We start from the raw sequence: 19,089 nt of genomic DNA, 5'->3' as shown, positions 1-19,089 counted from the left end.
CTCAGTCTGCAGAGCGGGGCTATGCAATCTTAAACTAATACATATGTACAAGTTTTTTACACATGAAATCCACCATTTTTAACAGAACAAAGACTACAAAGTGTAGTTATCTTTGAGTAACAGTTATTATTAAAAATAATTGTTCTTCAATAATGTTAGAATAATGGGACGAAGGGATTTCGTCCCATTTCTTATTTAAATAAATTAACAAGTCCAAGCCAAATTTATCTATAGATATACTATTAAATGCTTATAAAGCTGTTAAAGTATATTTAAAAATTTCTATTGTTGCGATGTCATTCGGTTTCTCATTTACTAATTTCACAGCAGACTTAGCCTCGAGAACCTTTAAACCAACCTTTTTACAAAAAAGTGTATCAACGCCAATATTATCCCAGTTCCTTACGAGCTGTACATCGAGACGTATTGACTGATTATTAGGAAGATTTATATGATCGACCCGAATTTCAAATGCTTCATTTGAAACAACCGCTAAATGTTCAAAGGATTGATGATAGGAATACGATCCTTGAGCGAGCATTCCGGTCTTGCTTGCATCAATTTCTCTACTATAAACTGGATTCACACTTAATGATAAGAAAGGACGTAGAGTGATGGAAAGTGCTGTGCTCGCTATCTGCGCTTTAGTTTCTACAACACCAAAGAGCAGATAGCTTGCCCCAATATATAAACACAAGCACAAATATTTTTTCATAGGATGATAGGGTCAATATTATCATTAAGGTGATAGTCCAGTGTAATGGATAAAGTTAAAGAATAGCGATCAACCTAAGTCTGTAAAAAAAAGCATTCCTCATGTTAAATATAACAGCGTCAAAGTGCGTATATCTGTCGATAGCTCATCGGAATATTCCCAGTACATTTCTTTACAAAATGCCTAAAATTGGATTCATCCGTAAATCCCATCTCATAAGCAATCTGTGAGATCGATAGATCGGTATGTTTAATATAACGTAAAGCCTCCTTCAGTACAATATCGGAAATCGCTGATTTTGCGGTTTTTCCCCATATAGCTAAACACATTTCTGTTAATTTTCGAGGAGTAACGTTCAGTTTTTCCGCATAAAACTGAACATTGGTCTGCTCTTTAAAGTGCTTATGTACCAAAATAGAAAAAGCATTTACCATTCCACGTATTGGAACTGCCCCGTAGTCCAGCAAGCAGGAGTTGAATTTAATATGCTGCATACCCTCCAATAACAAAGACTCAATACAATTGTGGATCACAAGATCCGATACATCATGGACAAGATTTTCTGTACGGTTGATCAGCTTCATAAAATCTTCCTCATCTCCAAGAGTGTCTGTAATCTGCACCGATTGAAAAGCATCAAAAAATAATTCCGAATTGAGAAGTACAGAATCAGAAATTGATTTTTCGTAGAAAGCAGCTGTAAAAGTGATGATATACCCTTTAGCCCCTACACTTTGAGTGATATCATATTCTTTTCCTGAACCGATAAACGCCATTTTATCTCGACCAACTCTATATTGTTCTATTCCAGTTGAGATTTCTAAAGGCTCAAAAGCTCTCACAATACTAAAAAAATCAACAGGCTTATACCAATAAAAAACCTGTTCACGATTCCAATCACTTAATGGAAACAGTTTGAATTCAGTAGGGGGCACATTCATATTATTATCGTGTAAATACTGGTTTAAGGATTGTTTTAATTTGGATTAACATGGCTGCAGGATCTGTTTTAGAAAATACATGAGATGCACCATGCCGCTTAAAATCTTCAATCTCTTCATCATCTGCACTGGCTGTATAACCAAAGATTTTGATTTCTGGAAATCTAACACCTATTTCACGAGCAGTGCTTATCCCCCCCATATTGGGCATATGGAGGTCCAATATGCAAATTTCAGGAAGCACCTCAGCGTCAGCAAGTTTTTCGATCAATTCTGCACCATCATTGCAGGTAAAATAAAGATCAAAAATCTCCATTCTTTTGATCAGCAATTTCATCATAGCTTGTTGGAAAACACAGTCATCTGCAAAAACAAGTTTAAGTTTGGGCTCCATGGCTATTATATTAATAAACTGCAGTCTCTAGACTACTTTTTAATAAAATTTTAGTTATTTTTATTTAATGATTTTTAACTCATCAATTAAATTCTTATTTTCATGACTGCTAACAGGAAATAAACAAATTGGTCCTGCTGCTAGGCAGTTTTCCATTTCTATCAGTATCATTTCAATTTTTGGTTGGATGTACTTTTTTTTCGCTTATTATCTTGGTTCATATTTTTTCTTTTTAAGCCAAATAAAATATAAAATGTAGTCTAATTCAGACTTAAAAAAATATTTAAATCATTAATTATCAACCTACTATTTGTCGTAAATATTACGTTTTTAAAATTTTTATTTATTTGAGCATTGTGGTCTTTATGCTTTTAAAATGCTGTCTGATAATTAGCTATTGCTTAATTCCAATCTTTTTCATAAATTTACTAGATACAATACTAGTCTGAATTAGACTAATCAAGATATAGTACTAACTTAGCTACAAACAATTAGCTAAATGTTACTATTATGACTTTTAATTTTATTTTACTGGATGCTAACTTATCATCTACTATTGCAATCAGGTTTATCGACGATAAAAAGGATGAGCATCTTATAAAAACTCCTTTAAGGATTACCTCTTCCCGATGGGATCAAGAGAAACAACGTCCTGACAATATTTATCTAAAAAGATACAAAAAGCTACATTTACTTCTCAATAGGATTCGAATCGGAATTGCCAACTATCTAAGAGAAATCAAAACAAAACAGCGTACATTTTCCATCACTACCTTGGGACGGATTATAAAAAAAAATGCAACCTTAAGCAATGTAGCTTTGCCAGAAGGTGGTTTATTGAAACATATGGAGGCTTACATCAATAATAGACACCATATAATCTCCTCTGCAACCTACAAGCGCTATATGGTTTTCTTTCGATTGTTAGAAAGATTTGAAGGCCACCGTATGCAACACCTGCATATAAACGAAGTCAATGAAACTTTTGTTAAAGATTTTTTAATCTTCTGTGAATTAGAACAGTACAGCAAAACCACCACATATCGAACCATACATTTTGTACGTACCATTTTAAATTTTTTGGAAAAAAGAGGAATACGCACGTATGTGTATGAACTTGAGCTTCCAAAGGAAAAAAAATATCATCAAATCGTAACTTTAACAGAGGATGAACTGATCAAAATTAAAAGAATGGAAGTTCCTGACACACTGCAAGCAGCAAAAGACTGGCTTATAATCAGTTGTTATACGGGTCAGCGTGTTTCAGACTTTATGAATTTTAACATAGCAATGATGGAGATTCTTGATGGAAGACCCTGTATGTCATTTGTTCAACAAAAGACGCAAAAGGATATCCTATTACCGCTTCACCCTGCAGCTTTGGTAATTATGTCAAAAAATAGTGATTCATTTCCAGCTCGATTACCCATTCAGAAATATAACGATCAGATTAAAGAAGTTGTACGTTTAGCAGGTATAAAAAGTTTAGTAAAAGTACATAAGCGCTGTGGATTCAGAGCATACGAGATGATGGTACAAAAATGGGAAGCGATTACAAGCCATATCGGACGCAGAAGCTTTGCTTCAAATTTCTACGGTAAGATCCCCACTCCACTTTTAATGGAGGCTACGGGACACAGTACAGAGCAAATGTTTCATCGCTATATTAATAGCGTAGACACCGAAAGAACACGCTCATTAGGTAACTATTTTGAAAAATCATACAAGGAAAAGTTTCTTACCACCTAAAGTTGCTGACAATACAATAAAGACGGCCTAATTATTCGGTTAGGGAAATAACAAAACCAGGATATCAACATGAATCGCGATAGCGAAAGAATAAATGTCTAAATAAATAAGGATCATCCATTGATCACGATCATAAGCATCTCCGTTAATAACAATGCTGAGGATGAGGGGATCCTGTTCTCTGGATAGAGATAAAATCGCCTATAAGAGAAAATTACCTATCGTAATCACAAAGCAATAATTCATCAAAAGCTTTAAATTATATCTAAACAATTACAGAATCTCGTCGCATGAAATCATGTGCTATAATTTTGAAATAAATCGATCTATCACTTGCGCACGACTTCGAAGAAATATTTTCATGCTAGCCTTATTTGCTCCCAAATTATTGTTCCCAATTTTCCATTTTTCAAAATCTCGCTTTTGAGAATCACGTATTTCTGCAGCGAAGATTTCAACAAATTGCATCAGCTCGTTAAACTTATTACTTTTATAGGCCTGCCAAGTTTTATTTAACAAGACTCTTACTTCAGGATCTTTAAGAATTTTCTTGTACAATTCTGCTCCAATTCTGTCATCATTCTCTCTAATCAAATCCAGTGTGACATTGTTGAAGTAAGTTCGATGATGTTCTTCACTAAAGCCGAAGCCAAAATCAAAATCCCAGATGGGCCCCATTGTATATTTCCCGCCCGATCTTTTATGCATATAAACACTTTTAGGATGACAAACCTCATGGTTTGCCACCAACATATTTACAATGAGAAAATTGACAAACTGCTGCTTATCAAATATATTACCATAAGAATTCTTAGGAAATTCTTTAGCATACAACAATTTTTCAAAATTTTGAAAATCCAACTTCCATGTTTCAAATTGAAATCCAGATTCAGGATCTGGATCTTTCAACATAACAGGCAAATCAAAATATTTTGTCTTAAACTTCCATTCTTCATCAAAGTAACTGTCAAGCTCCCACAAAATACCATCATCACCAACATTTACTCTATTCTCATGAATTTCAACTTGTTGTGTCAAATTATAATTTCCTCGATATACACCATTTATAGTCAAATCCACAGATACAATATCGTGAGTATAAGGCATACCCAATTGCTTCCCAATTTTCATTGCAACGGCGTTTGTCATTAAGGTATAGTCATTATAATTAGCTAATAGAACCCAATCTTTTGCATCTGGCAAATTTAAAAGTGATGCTTTTTTATCCAACTTCAATCGAAATGGCTTCTTAGGCTTACTCCATGTCGAATTTCCCCGCCCTTTAATTCTTGTTTTTATCTTGTCAACATTCTTAAATTTATCATTTCCCTCAATATATATTTCAGCACTCAGATACACATCTTTATCCATCACTTCTTGTTTATCATCAATATTGATAAAAATATGGGGTACCAAAGCTCTGACACTTTCATCTAATATTGGGAGCTCTTCAATAGGAGCAATTTCAGTAGTATCAACAGGCTTTTTGGTACAGGAAGACAGGACTAAGATCAGACACATCCAGATTAACAAGCCAATAATCATTGCGTTGAATTTCTTCATATGTATTTTTTAATTTATTTATCCACTAAATGGCAACATGTACTAAACTTCTTAAGTAAAATGAGATTTTTCAAGAATATCTGGGTAATGATGTAGACGCATACTTTCCCTCGCCAACAGCATTACACATGCGATCACAGCAACAATACCTCATTCAATTTCTACAGATACTTTTTTATCATTTAAGTTTTTAGATCATGATCCTATTTTCACTTTCATGATCTTACAAAACAAATACTTTTACTTAAAAACAGAAACATATAAATTGTCTCAATTTGTATTGCATATAAACTATAGATCATGATTTTAGTAAAAGATACCGCTTTAGAGAATGTTAGAACAACATTGCGTTCTTAGAAGAATGAATACAATTTTCGATTAAACTAAATTTTTTTTCATTTTAGTCGAGATGGTATTATCTTTTTTGATTCATTTCTTTTTTCATAAAATGAATAAATGCCGACGGAGGAATTCCTGTAACTTCTTTAAAAGCGCTAGAAAATCTACTCAATGAAGAGAATCCGCTCATTTCAGCCAAATATGAAATTTTATAGTCGAAAAGTTCCGGTGAAGTTTTTAATTTTGCGATGATAAATTCAATCCGGCTCGACTGGATATAGTCATAGAAGTCCTTACCTCTAAATTTTTGAAGAATATAGCTAGCATAACGCATGTTTGTTCCCATATTCGTAGCCAGTTGCTGTAAGGTCACACTTTTTTCTAAATAGAAATTCGCCTCCTCCTGTTTAACAAACTCCTGGTATAGTCTTTCCTCAGTATCTTTTGCAATATTAATTCCCTTAGCTTTAATCGCGCTACTATTTTCCAACTCATTGATAACCATTGAAAAATTATCACTTATTTCAGTTAAAGGGGCAACAACCGGGGTCACCCCTTCTTGTTTATCAGTAAGAACATGATATTGACTCTTATAAGAAGATTGCAGTCGAAAGTAATATAATGTACCAACCGCTGCAAACATTCCGATCATAAGCACAACACCGATTGACAGCATATATCTATTTTTATAATATTGCTTCCTTACATTAAATATTTCAATGAGATCATCCGATATACCTTTAGCCACCTCATCTCTATGAGCCTTAAGATCAATAGCTTTCTCACGGAATTCTAAAAATTTTGTCATATCACCATCCTTCTGATAATATGCTGCCAAAGATTCATAAGTCAACATCTTCAATTCTTCCACATCGCCATTTATCAGATATGGTTTTATCATATTTAGATACTTAAAAGCTGCAGTCAGATTATTTCTTTCCAGCTCTAATTCCGCTTTTGCACGGATGATGTAGGGCTTCAAATTACTTTCCACATTTTTTATCTTTTCGAGAGAAGCATCTAGATATGATTCGGCGCTGATTAAATTTCCTAGTTTCAATTCACATATCCCCATCAATTGATCATTAGTAGCTTTTATCAGTAGCGCTTTCTTATCCTCGTTACCATCTATATGGATTAGCGAGGCTGCCGAATTCAGATATTTTTTTGCATCCGTATAGTGATCTAGTTCAAAACAATGAAATGCACGTTCATGCAAAATATTAATCTTCGTGAGCATTTTCATATGCGCGTCCAATTGATTTTCATTTGCGATTTCTGCTTTAGACAGATATCGTTCAGACACTTTTAATAAACCCAACTGTCGAAAAGATGTGGCCAAAAAACCTGCAGTAGAAGCCTGCCATGAAAAGTTGAAAGTAGCATTTGCAATCGTATCAGCTCGCATAGCATACCATATACAACCTTTCATATTACCCGCATTTTCATCCAACTTGGCCAGTAACATATAAGCTTTGATCTTTTGTTCATCAGTATTGGCTACATGTGCCAAGGAATCAGCAATTCTACGAGCTTCTTTCCTATCTGAGGCGACAAGTGAAACTACGACGTCAAGGTAACGTTTATTAAAATTGCTATTGCTCCCGCTCTGTGCAGCGCTCGTCTTGCACAAAACAAAAAGCATAAAAATAAAAATACTTAGTGATTTCATAAGAAAATGGTTAATAATAAGCCCTACTTATCTTTTTTAAAAGAAAGTATGCCTTAGAAAAAAGGTAGGAATTTCAGCGTAACTTATGGAAGCACAAAAAATAATGAAAGAGCTGCTGCCAATAGACCTCCTAAAACAGCCGCAAGGATTAAATCGCTCGATTTCCAATGACGAATCAGAGTAGGAGCTTTTCGATTTTCCCCTTCAATCGCTAGTTTAAAATCATAGTATGCCCTTAGGTTATTGGTATTGACCACAACTTCCATCGTCCTCTCAACTTCCCTAAATAAATGTAGAAGTGCCAATTGTGACGATAAATACCCTATTTCATTATTTCCTACATGCTGAAGCTGAAAAAAATCTTCCAATGCTTTGTCCAAATCATCACATATGGACATATCATGATCTGGGCAATGTTTTGCAATGGTAGATTTAAGTTTTTCTTTCATCTCCATCAACGTAATTAACAGTTCTTTTGGGTCATAAGATACCGAATCCATCATATTTATAATAGCAACTAAGTTTTGTTAACCTATTGCTAAATATGCGTATTTTATATTTACCCCTCAATAATACAAATCATAAAACAAAATAACAAATTAATAATCAGCGCAATATATTCATATCAAAGTAACGATTACCCCCTATTACTTATCGGACTCGATGTTTTTATTTAAATCTTGATCCATATAATATCCTTTATTGTTTTCAGCTCCATCAACGAGAACTTTTAAGTCCCCCTGTCGTTTTATTTCATCAGCATACAGTTCTTCATAGTCTTGCGTATAAAGAGCATTTGGTACTACATGAATATCAAATACGATCTCCTGATAGGGCGATTTTTCAAAGTTTCCGTAAAGCGCTATATAATGTTTGACATATCCGACATTTTTGGAACTATTGTAGCTCAAGGTCAGTATTCTTTCTTTTCCTGGCGGAACCGAGAATGTACCGACCCCATCCCCCAATTTAAGACATCCACATGAAGTGATAATATCCGTAATCATAAGTGGATTAAGACCCGTATTTTTCAATTTAAAAGATAGATCCTTTTCCTGTCCCGCCAATACAGGAAAATAATGTCTATGATTATCTTGAATTTCCATAGTTGTCTTCCTATTGGCAATATCTAAACACGAACCGAACAGGAAAATTATTCCTGCTAAAAATATGTAATTAGTATAATTGTATTTCATCGCAAGCTATTACTGATTTTTTTATTACTTTATTACTATAAATCCTCACCTTTACCGCGGCATTTTCCGGCATGATCAATTTTTTATCCAACAGTGCTGTAGTTGTTCCCACACTGAAATCTTCACCTCTACAGGTCAATATCTTTTTTTCGTTTGCAAATATTTCAACCCGATCAGGAATAGCCATTCGATGTTTATCATTGATCAAAAAGCGTATGGAAATCCGTTCTGATTTTCCAGCTTTCAAATGTGTTAAACCTGCTATCTGAATATCTTCACCTGCTAAAAACCAACCTTGATTAAAATCACTCGTAAATCCAGGCAAGTTGTCAGTCAATAACCTAGTATCCGCATAAATTTCTCCAGACATCAATCCCGTTGCCTCTAGATTGATAAAATGATTTGTTTTTAAATCAGCTTTTATCAGCGCTTTCCATTCAGATAAGTAAGTTTCAAAACTTCCATTCTCCTCTTTATATTTGGATAACCCTGCATAGTTATTATATTTTGCCAATATGCTCAATAGATCTTGTTCCATTACAAGACTATTACTATTCGCTCGATTCCTCACTCCACTTTTCAAAAAACCTTGATCATATATAATCTGCAGTTGCGTAAAACTCAAAGCTGTCAATAGTTGATCTATTTTCACGTCTTCTTGCCCAGACAGCTGAGGTTTAGATTTAATAAGTTTCGAATAAAAATCCTCAAACTTTTTCGCATCAAAATAAGTTGCAATTGCCGACCGAAAAGGGACATACACATCAGAAGCAGTATTCTTCTGTAGTGCCACATCTTCCATCTCCAATAAATAAGATGATATCAGGCGACCAGTGACGGGATAAAATTTTTTATAATAATCTTCCATCAGTTTATGTATATCCAGCGTATTATCAATCATTAATGCACTAAGAACATACGTCTTCATATCATCAAAAGGCGCATAATCATAGCCACTTCCATTAAAAAAAATTCCGTCCACACCCATTTCTGAAAAATAATTGATGTGTTTCTTCACACGTTGCAGAACAGGGGCAGGCGTGATATAATCGTCAAAATTTGAAATATAATCCCATACATAGACATGATCCGTTTTATCCTTCCACTCTTTAACTGTACGTGTAAAACCTATGACCTTCTGTTGATTCTTATTCAACATTGGGTTTTTAGGGAGGTCAATTGTACTCACAAATACACCTGCATTGGTAGCCAGTTTTTTCATTGGAGCCTTTCGAGAAGTCTTATAAGCAGTCGTAAAAAAATAATGCCTTGGATATTCAGCCGCAAGTTTGTTTAATAGATAAGCTATCGCTCCTGTAGCGTTTCCATCTGCATTTCCCTGCGTACGACACGTAGCACAGGTGCAGACCAGATCATTGTCATTGGGATTTATCATAAACCATTTCGATTCTTCTTCACCACGTCCATATCCATCGATGATAAAATTGCAAATAGCTTTAAAAGTTTGATCCGAAGTGAAACAAAACTGATCTTGCGTTCTTTTCCCGTGCACTTCTGCATGAGATTCTTCTGGCACACCTTCCAAAAACACACGTTCCAAGTGATGTCCCCACAATCCCCAATCTTTTTCGATACTATGCGTAAGTATAATTCCTGCATAATCAACTTCTAGGTTCGGTCGAAGATGTGGTTCACGATATTTCATATCAAAATGAACCTTCCCACTTTTAAAATCAAGGTAGTTGGGAGGTAGATCAGCCACATTTATAGGATGTTCATTACCCAATTTATCCATTAGAAGATAAGACAGCCATCTAAGTGTTGATCGATCTTGCGCAAACAACGATAACTTTCTCTCCTCATTAATAATTTCATAATCACTTCCTAAATCTGGTACCACTTCAAAATAAATGATAGTTCCCGATGCAGGCTTACGTTGTACATCAGATCGTTCAATCCATAACCCATTATTAGATACATTTCGCTTCATAAGGTGCTGATGAAAATAATCTGCGGCTTCGGAACTCTCCTTATCCCCATTAGAAGCGATCAGCAATTGTGTCGAAGAAAAATCAAAACCCTTGCTCTCACAGCTATTAAAAAGGTGAAAAAACAAAAACAGTATGATGATCTTAGAATGAAACATGAAGCTGAACATATAGGTTATACAAATTTCGGTACGAGGTAGCGATGACTGATCGGTCGGTTTGGAAATTATACCAAGTTCCGATCACACTTGCTCCCACATTTTTGGTTATCGATCTCCCTATTCCGGCACCAACCATCGCATTCAACACATTGAAACTATTATACAATTGATTATTGACTAAGTCGATATCAGGTGAATTGCCAATGCTTCCAAGAACTAATATATAATTTCTTGGATTATTCATTAGATATTGTGCTCTGGCAACAACACTGTAGAGGTAAAAACGTTCCCCTTCACTGTCAAGAAAAAAATTACTTAATTTTGCTCCCAATCGGAAATCATCAATTTCTTTGGTGATTCCAACATTCAGATTAAGTAAATTCTGATCGGAAAAGAATCGTCTATAGCCTACTCCTAACTCTCCTTCCCAAGTCGGCTTCCATTCGTATAGGGCTGCTGCATTAAGCGCTATTTTTGCAAAGAATTTATTTGAAAGTGCGAGATCTATTCGAGTTGACAGTTTATCAGTCCAAGGATTAGACCATTCTACTTGACCTTGAATTCCCTTACCTTCATCTCTACCAGCATAGTTAATTCTACCGGTATAAGCAGCTCCTGAGCGAGCCAATCTCGTATATTCCGCTGTTGAGATCGATGATATCACATAGTCATCTCCAAATCTCGCTCTTAAATGTGAAATTCCAATATAGTTTCGAAGCGATTTTTGCCCAATATAATTTAGATGGCTTTTGAAATCTTTAAATTCCAAAAGCGAAGGTTCATAAAATTGTTGATAATGATATGCAGAGTCATACTGTCTAAGTCCCTCATACGCCAATCCTTTCATATATTTCAACATTTTATAATTCTCATTATAATGGAGTCCCGTATCAATGGTGAGTAAGGCCCTATGATGATCTTTCGTTTTCAATAACCTTCCAGCATATTGTTCAGTTGTATGTATAAACGTATTGACTAACGGTTCATGAAAAGGATTCAGTTGGACTTGACGGTGCAATAAGTTCCAAGAATCCCCCAATTTATCTGCCATGTGGTTCATCGCCTCAGCCAATTTAATGGTAAAAGTCAGATCCGATTCATGATATTTAACACCTTTTTCTGCATAGCTAAACATGGCATGATAGTCCTTTAGTTGGTCAGCAAGATTGATCCCATACATTAAGGCATCCTGATTACTCTCATCCAAAGAAAGCCATCTTTCAGTTAAACTCCTAGCTATCGTCAGGTTGTAGCTCTCTTTAAATTTCTTGATCCATGGTGCAATCATTTCACCATACCCGCCAATAAGTCGCTCCCTTTCTACCTGTTGAGACGTCTCCATGATTTCTTCGTATAGAGTAAGTGCATCCTCATAACGCTCCTGTTTATTATATAAGTCCGCTTTTTTTATCATAAGATTCACTTCTTTTGGACTATTGAGCAACATCTCATCCAAAATAGTAAGCGCATCCGGATAGTTTTTCTCTGTCACAAAGGCATTATAGAGACCTTGTTGTGCTATTTCTATCGCTTCCCTATCACCATAAAGCAAGATTTGCTGCCAATCAGAGATCGCCAACGAAATTTTTCCATCCAACATATTGGCTTTTGCCTGCTGGAGCATCATCTTGACATAAGATTCTTTCAGGTCAGAGTCACCCGGATACTTTACCATGTATTCGCGAGTTAATGCGGCCACTTTACCCGACGCATTCATTTTTTGGTAAACAGCGAGTTCTTTCATGTCCAGATCCTTTCTTGCTCCTACACTTCTTCTATGCTTTATTAAAGTCGCCAGAGCTTCCTCATATTGTTCTTTCGCAAGCAATTCATTAAACACATAGTCAAATGCTTCCCGATTTCCGGGAGAACCCATGAATATCTTTCCATATAAATTTAAGGGATCATTATTTTTCGCATTTCGCGCAGCCTCCAATAAAAAATAGTTATACTGGGAGCGCAAATTGCTGGCCCTGCCATTTTTCATTTCCATATCCAAAAAACTCAGAAGCTCTGAATATCGTTGCTGATGATCCAATATGGCAATTTTCTTTTGCACAAAATTTGTATTTCCAGCAAACTGGTTTAATCCTCTTTCAGCATAAACCAATGCATTGTTATAATCACCCGCTTTAATATAATGATCGACCAGTGACAAATAAGTTTCCGTTTGGCGAGGTTGATCATCAATTAGTTGTTTAGATATTTGAATTGTCTCATCAATTTTTCCAGATTTTTTCACCTCAGCAATGCGCTGGTCCACGATATAGATTTGATCTTTTTTTAGTTCTTTATCTTCCGGATAAATCTGTGCGATGCGTTTTAGCAATCGGTCTGCCTCAACATGATTACCCATTTTTCGGTATAGATCGATCTTTTTACGCCATAACCCTTTCCAGTAAGGATTGATTTCTAACAGTTCATTGATATAGCAGATTGCGCTTGAATACCGCTTTGTTTTCGTCTCTACCGCGATCAACATATGCTTGGCATCCACATTAGCAGGAGCATACATTAAGGACTTAGCCAATTCATATCGCGCGTGTTCATATTGCTGATGGTGAAGATGGTATTTACCTACAAGCATTCTCATATCCCCATCCTTTGGATTCTTTTTTAAAGTTTCATCAGCGCGTTTCTTACCTTCCTCCCACTTTCCTTGTTTGTAAAGCTCATTGATCTGGTAAGCCTCCTCATTTCGGTCTATTGTGGTACCTGCACGCTGAGCATAGATCGGCTGACTGACATATAGAGATCCAAAGAGAACGATCAGTAGTCTAAAATATTTAAATCTTTTAAGCATTATTTTTTACAGTATTAGCGTTATTGGATGGAGAAAAGCCCTGTCTTGTCATTTGCCCCCATTTAAAGTTTCTCCGAGTTAAATATTGAATATATCCCCTTAATGTGAAGATAACGATCAATGGATGATAAAAAATTGCCTCAAAAGCCGCAAAAAACACCAACTTTAAATACTCGGAAAAGTTTTTATATAATTTTTCCAAAATGAGATCATACGATATGGTGATGATTGATACCGCTAATCCAAGCAAGTAAACGTAGAGTAGCATCATCCAAAAAGTATCATAATTTACCTGATCTGTCAGGAGCAAAAACAGCAAAAACAAGAAGCCGAAAAATTCAATTATTGGAGCAAGAAATTCAAAGAAAACAATGTAAGGCATCACCAAAAATCCTAACCTTCCATAATCCTTATTCAGAAAAAATTTACGGTGGTCGATGATAAATTGCAGCATACCACGCCCCCAGCGGGTACGCTGCCTACTTAATACTTTTATATTTGGTGGCCCTTCTGTCCAGCAAAGACTATAAGGACATTGCGCAATACGATAAGCACGCTTATTTTCCCGCATAAATGCGACCATTCTAGCGGTCATGTCCATATCTTCGGCATGGGAAGCAGAGTCAAATCCGCCGGTAGAAACTACTACTTGAGTATCAAAAAGTCCAAATCCTCCCGAGACATTTGGTACTGCATTGATCATAGACCAGCCCATTTTTGCTACCAGATAAGACCGGAGGTATTCCGTTTCCTGAAACAGAGGAATTAATCTATTCGGAGGTTTTACACGGGTTATACGACCTCGTTCTATTGTACAGCTATTGACCATACGCATAGTCGCTCCCACCGCAATCACCTGTTTATCTGAGTCCAATACCGGAAGTATTATCTTTGACAGCGTATCTTCCGCAAGGATGCAATCTACATCAGTATTGATAAAATAATCATATTGGGCCATATTTACACCCGCATTCATGGCATCGGCTTTAGTACCCCCATTTTGTTTATCCACTACGATCAACTTACTGAAAGCCGGATTCGTAGAGCGCAAGACACGGTAAACAGGCTTACAGTAAACTTTGTAAACATAATAATAAGGGACTTCTTCTAAATCAAATTCTTGAATCAAAATATCTAAGGTTTTATCCTTGCTACCATCGTTTACGATGATAACCTCAAATTTCGGATAATCAAGATTCAAAAGGGAGTTAACACTATCATATATAATCACCTCCTCATTAAATGCTGGGGCAACGATTGAAATTCCAGGAGCTTCATCTGGAAATTTTTTCAGATAATTTTCCTCTCTTGCCGAATATTGATACCGATACCTTCTCGTTTTATAATAGCTCATAAACATCAATAAGATGTAGAGAAGAGCAAGGGCAGTAGCATAAAAATAGATGATATAAGTAAAAAAATAAACCATTTCTATTAAGATTTAGAGTGAAACAAGTGTTTTCTCGGCCAAGACCTGATTGAATAGAACATGCTCCTTTTCATTTCCATGCAATTCTCCTTGCAGCTGTCTGAGTACAAGATCTCCTTCTTGATCATGATTTTTAATAGCACGCGCTATTAGAAGCTTCGTATTAGCGTCCTCTGTTGCTCGATAAGCATCAACAAGAAATGACAGTGTCACCTTACTTTTTAATTTACCCATCGTTTTAATGATCGCGATCCTGACCACAGTAGATTCCAACGCGTATCTTGCAATTAAATCCAACGCACAAGCATGATCATTCAGTTCTCCTAAAGTCAGCACCGCTTGCGCCCTAACTTCTCGATTTTCATGTTTCTCAAGAAATGTCATCAAAGTCTCAGCGACTTCATATTGTTTGAAATATCCTATTTCCTTCAATATAAAAATGATATAATTTGGATTTCTCGAGCTATTCACCCAGCGCATGAGGTTGGGTAGTTTTCCTTCATTGGACCTTTTGATCAGTGTAGCATGCAATCTTAGCTTATCCAGCTGTGTAAATTCATCATCAAAATTCTCTTCCATAAATCGAAAAGGATGATACGTGTCTTGACTGGTATATAAATCACGCGCTGTTTTACGGATATAACGATTCTTATGAAAAGTTGATTTCGAAAGAATACCACTATTCACCCCATTATCCATATCGCCCACAATCTGCAAAGCAGCTCTTCGTTTCTCAACCCCTGAAGTACGAATTCGTTTTTCCCAAAATCCCATCAGATTGAGCGCTAACAAACAGTTTTTATAATTGATTTCATTAAGTTCACCCCTTTGCAATAGCTGATTCTTGGCCGACAAAACGACATCAGTTACAATTTCAGGTTTCCACCGTTTTGTGTTAGCGGCATCATATTCCAAAAGCTGCTGGATCTCTTCAACATCATAATTCGCTTTATTTTTCATGACAAATAGGAGCTTATCCTCAAAATGTATTTCCGTTTTTGCCACACGTTTTGATTTCAGATGGATCATTAACCCCACATAAAACAATCGAAGCATACCAGAAACGATTATCAAAGTCAGGCCCATGACCATAAATACGGTCATTCTGACAATCAAAGGATAACCATTATACAGGGAGTTTAAATAACTCAAATAATATAGATAATAATCGTAGTACATAAAATGATCTTTATAGTTGGTGAAATTTATGTTATATCACACATCCGATTCTCTCAGCAGTTAGCCAAATTTACCTGAAGCGCTCTACGACAAAGTTTATATTTAGTTTCGATTTTATATGTCTCAATTTAAGCTGACAAGGTTATTTTGACTATCTCAAATTATAAAAAAAATAAAAAAAACACTCAAAATCAACCACTTAACAAATAAAATAAGATCGATCACAACATTAATCAAATGACGTTTTACCATTAAACGAAAATGTTTTTGAAATTATAAACTACAAGTGTATCTCTAAAATAAGACAACGAGATTATCTTATACATTAAAAAAATAGCATAAAACAAGATCAAGCATCAAGAGAGTGCCTTCGATTAGATCACCATGATCTTCTTCAAAAATCACTATAAAGCGTGGATCAAAAACAGATCATTAAGATTCCGATATTGACATCATGAAGAGGTACACCTGCAGTGGAGGATAATTTTAGATTTTTCTAATAATCAATTCAACAGCAAAAATATTTATAAAAATTTTTCAGAGAGCATGATACATACCGTTCAAAAAACGATTTAAATCACCTGCTTTTTTTCAAATCTGAATTGATGTGGAGAACATCCAAACTCCGTTTGAAAATTTCGATAAAACGATGCTCTTGAGCTAAAACCACATATCAATGAAAGATCTTCTATTGTATATATAAAGTGATCCGATTTCAACTGTCTAGCAGCATAATTCAAGCGCAACTGATTAATAAATCCATTAAAACCCTTATTAAATTCCTGCTTTAAAAAAGAAGCGACATGCGCACTAGGTATTTCCACGACATTACAAAACTTTTCTTTATTCATATCACTATCAAGGAATGCCAATGTCTCTATAAAAAACTCAATACTAGACCTATAGGCAATTTGCTGTTCTCTTGTCAATGCGGTTGATTTTCTCCTGACAGTTCTTTTTTTTGAAGGAGTTGGAATGGAAAGAATACGACTTTGTTTACTTACATGACCTTCCATTTGAGTTGGACCATAACCTTTATCTTGACTACAGATGACCAATAAAAATGTAATAAAAAAAAGAAAAATGAGATATAAAAGAATCGTTACTTCACTATGGAGATTAATATTGGCTCCATTTTCGATCATTTCCATTAATGATCGCATGGATAAACCCGACATCACACAAAATAAAACAGAACAAAATAACTTTCGTCCGCCTTGTTTTGATAATCCGATTAAAGTCGATGAAACTAGAGTCCACACCCAGATACTATAACCTATCATCTGGACAATCGTAAAAAAATGTAAAAAAACCACATACTCAAGATGATACTGATACCGTAGAGAATTATTGAATATCAGCAAAATAAAAGCAAAACAAAAACAAAAAAATGGGATACAGTGTTTCCAAAAATTAAGACTTGATTTTGTTAATCCCCTGTGTTTTATCGCTAATAAGAGTGACGGTCCATAAAGTAAACCAAATGGAAAGGACAAGATCAGATAAAACCGATGTGAATAAAGCATACTTGACATAAATACAAATACCAATTGTACTATACCTAAAAATAGTATTATTTTTAGATGCCGACGAAATGCTCTATTTTCCTTTTTCAGATCTACAAATATATAAATGGTATCTAAGCATAACACCAGTAAAGTGAAAACGGTCAATAACATATGTTAATCAGGTTAAGATTAATTTCGTCCAATAGCAGAACCTAGAATTAATTTTAATTTCTTATCTAGCTATTATAATTTATACTCAAATCTACTCTAAAAATATATACAATTTGCTTTGAGTAAGGGCATTCTTTATACTTGTAGTCAATAAACTACAAATCATAGCGCATTATGGTTATCTAGGATTTAAGTATAAAAAGCTGCCTTCGCCATCATATACCTATCTTGTTTATATAAAAGTCAAAATGAGTTAAACAAAAGTAGCATACCGTGAATGCGGACTATGGCAAAAGAACGATACCTACTCATAATTCCGAATAAACACTCTTGGATCATCATAATGTCTAAGAACAAAAGCTATACTTGCACAACATTTGAATGGAAATCAAAACATCATCTATATTCATCCTAAACTGAACTTAATGGAAGTTAAATTGTTAAAATTAAGACATCGATTAAATAAAACGATAGCTTGCCGTATCCATAACAAAAAAAGCACCGATCGTTAGATTTAAGTATGCCAGATTAAGCCTTTGGTTATAAGGCACTCATAGCAATTTATTGATTAAAAAGACTCTTATGGAAGAAGAAAAAAATAATATGGAAGCTAGGATTATATTGTATAATCAGCATTATGGATTTTTAGAAAATCCAACAAATTTTAGTTTTGATCGACATCCACATCGATTGATCATCAAAAATTATGCATTACGCAATAAAGACCGAAAGATCTATGAAAATTACCTAAATGATTTTTTTCCGAACGAAGCAGCACAGGAATTAGCTAATTTTGATTCCGAAATTACACATGTTGTGGCACTCAGCAATAAAGATGTAAGTATTTGGTTAGTGGAAAATCATGTTAAGTTGCTCCAATCGGATATTAATGAAACGGACAAAGATGCCATTTTTAAAGTATTACATATTGCAGACGGCGAAAATCCAGATGCGTACCTAGAAGAAGAGGGTGGGTTTATCCTGAAAAATATTTCACCATTAAAAATAGTCGATCTCCCGTTCCGAGTTTGGTTGAATAAAAGCTCAGCCTACGCTAAAAATGTGAGACCTTAAACATTCATTTTATACGATTTAACTATGCTCTATATTTTAAATGAACAGACATATGACCTGAGTCCCACATTTAGTGAAAATTTAATGGAAGATGGACAAAATGTGGTCAAGACAACATTTATCAATTCAAAAAATGAAAAATTCTTTCTGATTTCAAAAGCAGATATTGCTGAGGTATTTTATGACGAAAATCATCAATCCTTAGACACCGAAGAAGCGATCAAAAGAATACAGGAATAGGTCAAT

The 19,089-nt window shown here is 35.0% G+C and carries 15 protein-coding genes; 3 read left to right on the top strand and 12 right to left on the bottom strand.

Features of this window, described 5'->3' with window-relative positions:
• Nucleotides 1-250: 250 nt before the first annotated feature.
• The 3 genes from MUB18_RS06815 to MUB18_RS06805 all read right to left on the bottom strand — a co-directional run bounded on the left by MUB18_RS06815 (nucleotide 251) and on the right by MUB18_RS06805 (nucleotide 2,050).
• The gene (locus MUB18_RS06815) at nucleotides 251-715 is read right to left on the bottom strand and encodes a hypothetical protein (RefSeq protein WP_248755419.1); all 465 of its coding nucleotides are present in this window, start codon (nucleotides 713-715) and stop codon (nucleotides 251-253) included.
• Nucleotides 716-834: 119 nt separating this feature from the next.
• The gene (locus tag MUB18_RS06810) at nucleotides 835-1,656 is read right to left on the bottom strand and encodes a helix-turn-helix domain-containing protein (RefSeq protein WP_248755418.1); all 822 of its coding nucleotides are present in this window, start codon (nucleotides 1,654-1,656) and stop codon (nucleotides 835-837) included.
• Nucleotides 1,657-1,660: 4 nt separating this feature from the next.
• On the bottom strand, nucleotides 1,661-2,050 hold the full coding sequence (locus MUB18_RS06805) for a response regulator (protein WP_248755417.1): 390 nt from the start codon (nucleotides 2,048-2,050) through the stop codon (nucleotides 1,661-1,663).
• 510 nt (nucleotides 2,051-2,560) lie between these two features.
• Between MUB18_RS06805 and MUB18_RS06800 the strand changes: the two genes are divergently transcribed.
• Complete coding sequence (locus tag MUB18_RS06800) at nucleotides 2,561-3,799, top strand: phage integrase SAM-like domain-containing protein (protein ID WP_248755416.1); 1,239 nt, start codon at nucleotides 2,561-2,563, stop codon at nucleotides 3,797-3,799.
• Between the two features lie 303 nt (nucleotides 3,800-4,102).
• On the opposite strand, the gene MUB18_RS06795 is transcribed toward MUB18_RS06800, so the two are convergent.
• The 9 genes from MUB18_RS06795 to MUB18_RS06755 form a co-directional block, all read right to left on the bottom strand.
• Nucleotides 4,103-5,362 (bottom strand): CotH kinase family protein, encoded by a 1,260-nt coding sequence (locus tag MUB18_RS06795; RefSeq protein ID WP_248755415.1) that lies wholly within the window; start codon nucleotides 5,360-5,362, stop codon nucleotides 4,103-4,105.
• A gap of 415 nt (nucleotides 5,363-5,777) precedes the next feature.
• A complete protein-coding gene (locus MUB18_RS06790) occupies nucleotides 5,778-7,373 on the bottom strand; it encodes a helix-turn-helix domain-containing protein (protein WP_248755414.1) in 1,596 nt (531 codons plus the stop codon).
• Nucleotides 7,374-7,456: 83 nt separating this feature from the next.
• Nucleotides 7,457-7,876: a hypothetical protein gene (locus MUB18_RS06785; RefSeq protein ID WP_248755413.1), complete on the bottom strand. Its 420-nt coding sequence runs from the start codon at nucleotides 7,874-7,876 to the stop codon at nucleotides 7,457-7,459.
• A gap of 144 nt (nucleotides 7,877-8,020) precedes the next feature.
• Nucleotides 8,021-8,479, bottom strand: a complete 459-nt coding sequence (locus tag MUB18_RS06780; protein ID WP_248755412.1) for a DUF1573 domain-containing protein — start codon at nucleotides 8,477-8,479, stop codon at nucleotides 8,021-8,023.
• A gap of 70 nt (nucleotides 8,480-8,549) precedes the next feature.
• Entirely contained in the window at nucleotides 8,550-10,676 is a 2,127-nt protein-coding gene (locus MUB18_RS06775; RefSeq protein ID WP_248755411.1) for a DUF4838 domain-containing protein, read from the bottom strand.
• Entirely contained in the window at nucleotides 10,663-13,482 is a 2,820-nt protein-coding gene (locus MUB18_RS06770) for a tetratricopeptide repeat protein (protein WP_248755410.1), read from the bottom strand. The genes MUB18_RS06775 and MUB18_RS06770 overlap by 14 nt, the downstream gene beginning before the upstream one ends.
• Complete coding sequence (locus MUB18_RS06765) at nucleotides 13,475-14,911, bottom strand: glycosyltransferase family 2 protein (RefSeq protein ID WP_248755409.1); 1,437 nt, start codon at nucleotides 14,909-14,911, stop codon at nucleotides 13,475-13,477. Before MUB18_RS06765 ends, MUB18_RS06770 begins: the two co-directional genes overlap by 8 nt.
• A 12-nt stretch (nucleotides 14,912-14,923) precedes the next feature.
• Nucleotides 14,924-16,090 (bottom strand): HEAT repeat domain-containing protein, encoded by a 1,167-nt coding sequence (locus tag MUB18_RS06760; protein ID WP_248755408.1) that lies wholly within the window; start codon nucleotides 16,088-16,090, stop codon nucleotides 14,924-14,926.
• 572 nt (nucleotides 16,091-16,662) lie between these two features.
• A complete protein-coding gene (locus MUB18_RS06755; RefSeq protein WP_248755407.1) occupies nucleotides 16,663-17,373 on the bottom strand; it encodes a helix-turn-helix transcriptional regulator in 711 nt (236 codons plus the stop codon).
• A gap of 978 nt (nucleotides 17,374-18,351) precedes the next feature.
• On the opposite strand from MUB18_RS06755, the gene MUB18_RS06750 reads away from it, so the two are divergent.
• Together MUB18_RS06750 and MUB18_RS06745 are read left to right on the top strand one after the other, a co-directional pair.
• Entirely contained in the window at nucleotides 18,352-18,843 is a 492-nt protein-coding gene (locus MUB18_RS06750; RefSeq protein ID WP_248755406.1) for a hypothetical protein, read from the top strand.
• Nucleotides 18,844-18,867: 24 nt separating this feature from the next.
• Complete coding sequence (locus MUB18_RS06745) at nucleotides 18,868-19,083, top strand: hypothetical protein (protein ID WP_045753582.1); 216 nt, start codon at nucleotides 18,868-18,870, stop codon at nucleotides 19,081-19,083.
• Nucleotides 19,084-19,089 lie beyond the last annotated feature (6 nt).

The organism is Sphingobacterium sp. PCS056 (genome assembly GCF_023273895.1).
In the GTDB taxonomy this organism is placed as follows: Bacteria; Bacteroidota; Bacteroidia; order Sphingobacteriales; family Sphingobacteriaceae; genus Sphingobacterium.
This window is presented reverse-complemented; position numbering and strand designations above follow the sequence as displayed.

Excerpts from the sequence above, each read along its gene's own strand:
- MUB18_RS06815 (WP_248755419.1), bottom strand. The coding sequence starts at position 715 with ATGAAAAAATATTTGTGCTTGTGTTTATATATTGGGGCAAGCTATCTG.
- MUB18_RS06810 (WP_248755418.1), bottom strand. The coding sequence starts at position 1,656 with ATGAATGTGCCCCCTACTGAATTCAAACTGTTTCCATTAAGTGATTGG.
- MUB18_RS06805 (WP_248755417.1), bottom strand. The coding sequence starts at position 2,050 with ATGGAGCCCAAACTTAAACTTGTTTTTGCAGATGACTGTGTTTTCCAA.
- MUB18_RS06800 (WP_248755416.1), top strand. The coding sequence starts at position 2,561 with ATGACTTTTAATTTTATTTTACTGGATGCTAACTTATCATCTACTATT.
- MUB18_RS06795 (WP_248755415.1), bottom strand. The coding sequence starts at position 5,362 with ATGAAGAAATTCAACGCAATGATTATTGGCTTGTTAATCTGGATGTGT.
- MUB18_RS06790 (WP_248755414.1), bottom strand. The coding sequence starts at position 7,373 with ATGAAATCACTAAGTATTTTTATTTTTATGCTTTTTGTTTTGTGCAAG.
- MUB18_RS06785 (WP_248755413.1), bottom strand. The coding sequence starts at position 7,876 with ATGATGGATTCGGTATCTTATGACCCAAAAGAACTGTTAATTACGTTG.
- MUB18_RS06780 (WP_248755412.1), bottom strand. The coding sequence starts at position 8,479 with ATGGAAATTCAAGATAATCATAGACATTATTTTCCTGTATTGGCGGGA.
- MUB18_RS06775 (WP_248755411.1), bottom strand. The coding sequence starts at position 10,676 with ATGTTTCATTCTAAGATCATCATACTGTTTTTGTTTTTTCACCTTTTT.
- MUB18_RS06770 (WP_248755410.1), bottom strand. The coding sequence starts at position 13,482 with ATGCTTAAAAGATTTAAATATTTTAGACTACTGATCGTTCTCTTTGGA.
- MUB18_RS06765 (WP_248755409.1), bottom strand. The coding sequence starts at position 14,911 with ATGGTTTATTTTTTTACTTATATCATCTATTTTTATGCTACTGCCCTT.
- MUB18_RS06760 (WP_248755408.1), bottom strand. The coding sequence starts at position 16,090 with ATGTACTACGATTATTATCTATATTATTTGAGTTATTTAAACTCCCTG.
- MUB18_RS06755 (WP_248755407.1), bottom strand. The coding sequence starts at position 17,373 with ATGATAGGTTATAGTATCTGGGTGTGGACTCTAGTTTCATCGACTTTA.
- MUB18_RS06750 (WP_248755406.1), top strand. The coding sequence starts at position 18,352 with ATGGAAGAAGAAAAAAATAATATGGAAGCTAGGATTATATTGTATAAT.
- MUB18_RS06745 (WP_045753582.1), top strand. The coding sequence starts at position 18,868 with ATGCTCTATATTTTAAATGAACAGACATATGACCTGAGTCCCACATTT.